Annotated in this window: 3 protein-coding genes; all 3 read left to right on the top strand. The window is 57.9% G+C overall.

Annotation, left to right across the window (positions count from 1 at the left end; genetic code table 11):
• On the top strand, positions 1 to 1,328 hold a 1,328-nt coding region (locus ACXRVY_RS22125; RefSeq protein ID WP_458238242.1), incomplete at its 5' end, for an acyl-CoA dehydrogenase.
• 58 nt (positions 1,329 to 1,386) lie between these two features.
• The gene (locus ACXRVY_RS22120) at positions 1,387 to 2,310 is read left to right on the top strand and encodes an SDR family NAD(P)-dependent oxidoreductase (RefSeq protein ID WP_458238241.1); all 924 of its coding nucleotides are present in this window, start codon (positions 1,387 to 1,389) and stop codon (positions 2,308 to 2,310) included.
• Positions 2,311 to 2,392: 82 nt separating this feature from the next.
• The coding region (locus ACXRVY_RS22115; RefSeq protein ID WP_458238240.1) for an SDR family NAD(P)-dependent oxidoreductase at positions 2,393 to 3,046 on the top strand (654 nt) is incomplete at its 3' end.

The following is a 3,046-nucleotide window of genomic DNA, read 5'->3' as shown; positions in this document are numbered from 1 at the left end:
GAACCATGGCCATGACCGAGCCGTCGGCGGGCTCGGGGTTGGCAGACCTGACGACCAGCGCGACCAGGACTGAAGAGGGTCGTTACCTGATTACTGGCAACAAGATCTTCATTTCTGGCGGTGATCACAACCTTAGCGAAAATATTGTTCACCTCGTCCTGGCAAGGATCAAAGGCGCGCCCAAGGGCATCAAGGGCGTATCCCTGTTCATTGTTCCCAAGTATCTGGTCGATGAAACAGGTGCGGTCGGCAGCCGCAATGATGTGAGCCTGGCTGGCTTGTTCCACAAGATGGGTGGGCGCGGGCAAACCTCCTGTGCGATCAACTTCGGTGAACAGGGCGGCTCGATCGGCTACCTGGTAGGTGAGGAGAATCAGGGTATTCGCTACATGTTCCACATGATGAATGAGGCACGCATCATGGTCGGAACTAGCGCCGCACTCACAGCTTTGAGCGGTTATCAGTACTCCCTCGACTACGCGAAGGAGCGGCGACAGGGGCGTTTACCTTCGTCCAGGGATCCGCTCTCTGCGCCCGTGCGGATCATTGAGCATGCGGATGTGCGACGCATGCTGTTGGCACAGAAGGCCTATGCCGAAGGTGCCTACAGCCTGTGTCTGTTCGGTGCACAACTGGCTGACGACGTGCGCACTGCTCCTGACGAGGCCGAGCGCAGAAGCGCAAAGGTACTACTGGATTTCCTGACGCCGATCATCAAGTCCTGGCCATCCGAATACGGCCCGCGCGCCAATAGCCTGGCGATTCAGGTGTTGGGTGGGCATGGCTATACCAATGAGCATCCGGTCGAGATGTTCTACCGCGACAACCGCCTCAACTCGATCCATGAGGGCACCTATGGCGTGCAGTCGCTTGACCTGCTCGCACGCAAGGTGCCCGCCGACAATATGGCCGGATACACGAACTGTATCAGCAGGATGCGTGACGACATTGAGACGGCCACCCAGCACCCGGCATTGCAGGAGCCTGCGGCTGCGCTTCTGGCCGCCATTCAAGTGCTCGAGGAAACCACCGGTGCTGTTCTTGGCGGCATGCAGAAACTGCACATCGACTTGGCGCTGGCCAATTCGGTCAAGTACCTGGAGCTGTTTGGCAACGTGGTTGTGGCCTGGATGTGGCTCAAGCAAGGCATAGCCGCGAGCGCTGGCCTGGCCAGGGACCCGCATGAGGATGACCGGAACTTCTACCTGGGCAAGTTGCAAGCCCTCAAATACTTCTACGCCTACGAACTGCCAGAGATACAGGTCTGGAAACAGATTCTGTGCGACTTCGAAGATGCCTTCTACATGGCCCGAGAAGAGTGGTTTTGATGGCTGTGGCGTACCTGGTTTGTCCGTTGAATAACCGTATCAATCGCAGAGGTTTCATATGAGTCAGCAAAGTATCGATTTCACTGGGCGTGTCGCCATCGTCACCGGAGCCGGAAACGGACTCGGACGCTCCCATGCGCTGGCATTGGCCAGGCGCGGTGCCAAGGTGGTGGTGAATGATCTGGGAGGCGCCCGTGACGGCGCGGGTAACTCGTTGCAGGCTGCAGACGAGGTGGTTGCGCAAATTCATGCAATGGGCGGAGAAGCCATTGCCAATGGCGCCAACGTTGCCAACTTTTCTGAAGTCGAGGCGATGGTCGCGCAGGTCATGGAGCGTTGGGGGCGGGTCGATATTCTGCTCAACAACGCCGGAATACTTCGCGATAAAAGCTTCTCCAGGATGGACCTGGCCGACTTCAGGCTGGTGATGGACGTGCACCTGATGGGCTCGGTCAACTGCACCAAGGCCGTCTGGGACATCATGCGGGCGCAGAACTATGGGCGAATTGTCATGACCACCTCCTCTTCCGGTCTCTACGGCAATTTCGGTCAGTCGAATTACGGTGCGGCCAAGATGGCGGTTGTAGGGCTCATGAATACCCTGGCGCTGGAGGGACAGAAACACGATATCCGGGTCAATGCGCTGGCCCCCACTGCCGCCACCCGCATGACCGAAGATCTATTGGACAAGACGGTATTTGAACTCTTGACCCCTGAGTCGGTTACCGCAGGCGCGCTAATGCTGTGCCACGAGGGTGCACCGCAGCGCACGATCCTCTGTGCCGGTGCAGGTGGCTATGCCACTACGCGGATTTTCGAGACCAATGGCGTGTTCCTTCCACCTGCCTTGCAGACCCCTGAGAGTGTGCTGGCGACCTGGGACGCTATCTGTGACACCACAGATCAATGCGCCCTGGAGGCGGGCTTCAAGCAGACAGAGAAGTTCCTGTCCAAGGCTGCCRCCAGCTTCGGCAATCAATGAGATCGCACGCCTGAGCGGCGCATCCAATTCAATTTCTGCGCTTGTCCGGTTGACGGACGGGCGCGTTTTTCTCGGAGGCAGTATGCAGGATCTATTCAGTTTGCAAGGTCGGGTGGCGCTGGTCACCGGTGGGGCGCGAGGGATTGGCGCGATGATCGCGCGGGCGTACCTGCAATGCGGGGTCAAGGTGTACATTTCATCGCGAAATCAGGATGAGCTGGCGAATTTTACCAACGCTGTTGCAAGCCTTGGCGAGTGCGTTGCGATCCGTGCTGACCTCTCCAGCCTGGAGGGCATCGAGTTTTTGGTCGATGAGATTGGCAAGCGTGAGTCCGGCCTGGACATCCTGGTTAACAATGCCGGCGCTACCTGGGGCGCGGAGTTTTCCGTGTATCCAGAGGCGGGTTGGGACAAGGTTGTGGATCTGAATCTGAAGTCACCGTTCTTTTTGACGCAGCGTCTGCTCGGGCTGCTCAAAACTGCGGCTAAAGCAGAGACTCCGTCCCGGGTGATCAATATTGCCTCGGTCAACGGCCTGGTAAATCCCGGAGTCGATAATTATGCGTACTCTGCCAGCAAGGCCGGCCTGATTCACCTGACCCGGCATCTTGCGGTTGATCTGGCTCCCGCAAATATCAATGTAAACGCAATCGCGCCCGGCTTTTTTCACACGAAAATGACGGCTTACGCGGTTGAGCAAGATGCAGGTTCCATCATGGCCATGGTCCCGAGGGGG

Source organism: Pseudomonas sp. P5_A2_2 (assembly GCF_054177685.1).
This window is presented reverse-complemented; position numbering and strand designations above follow the sequence as displayed.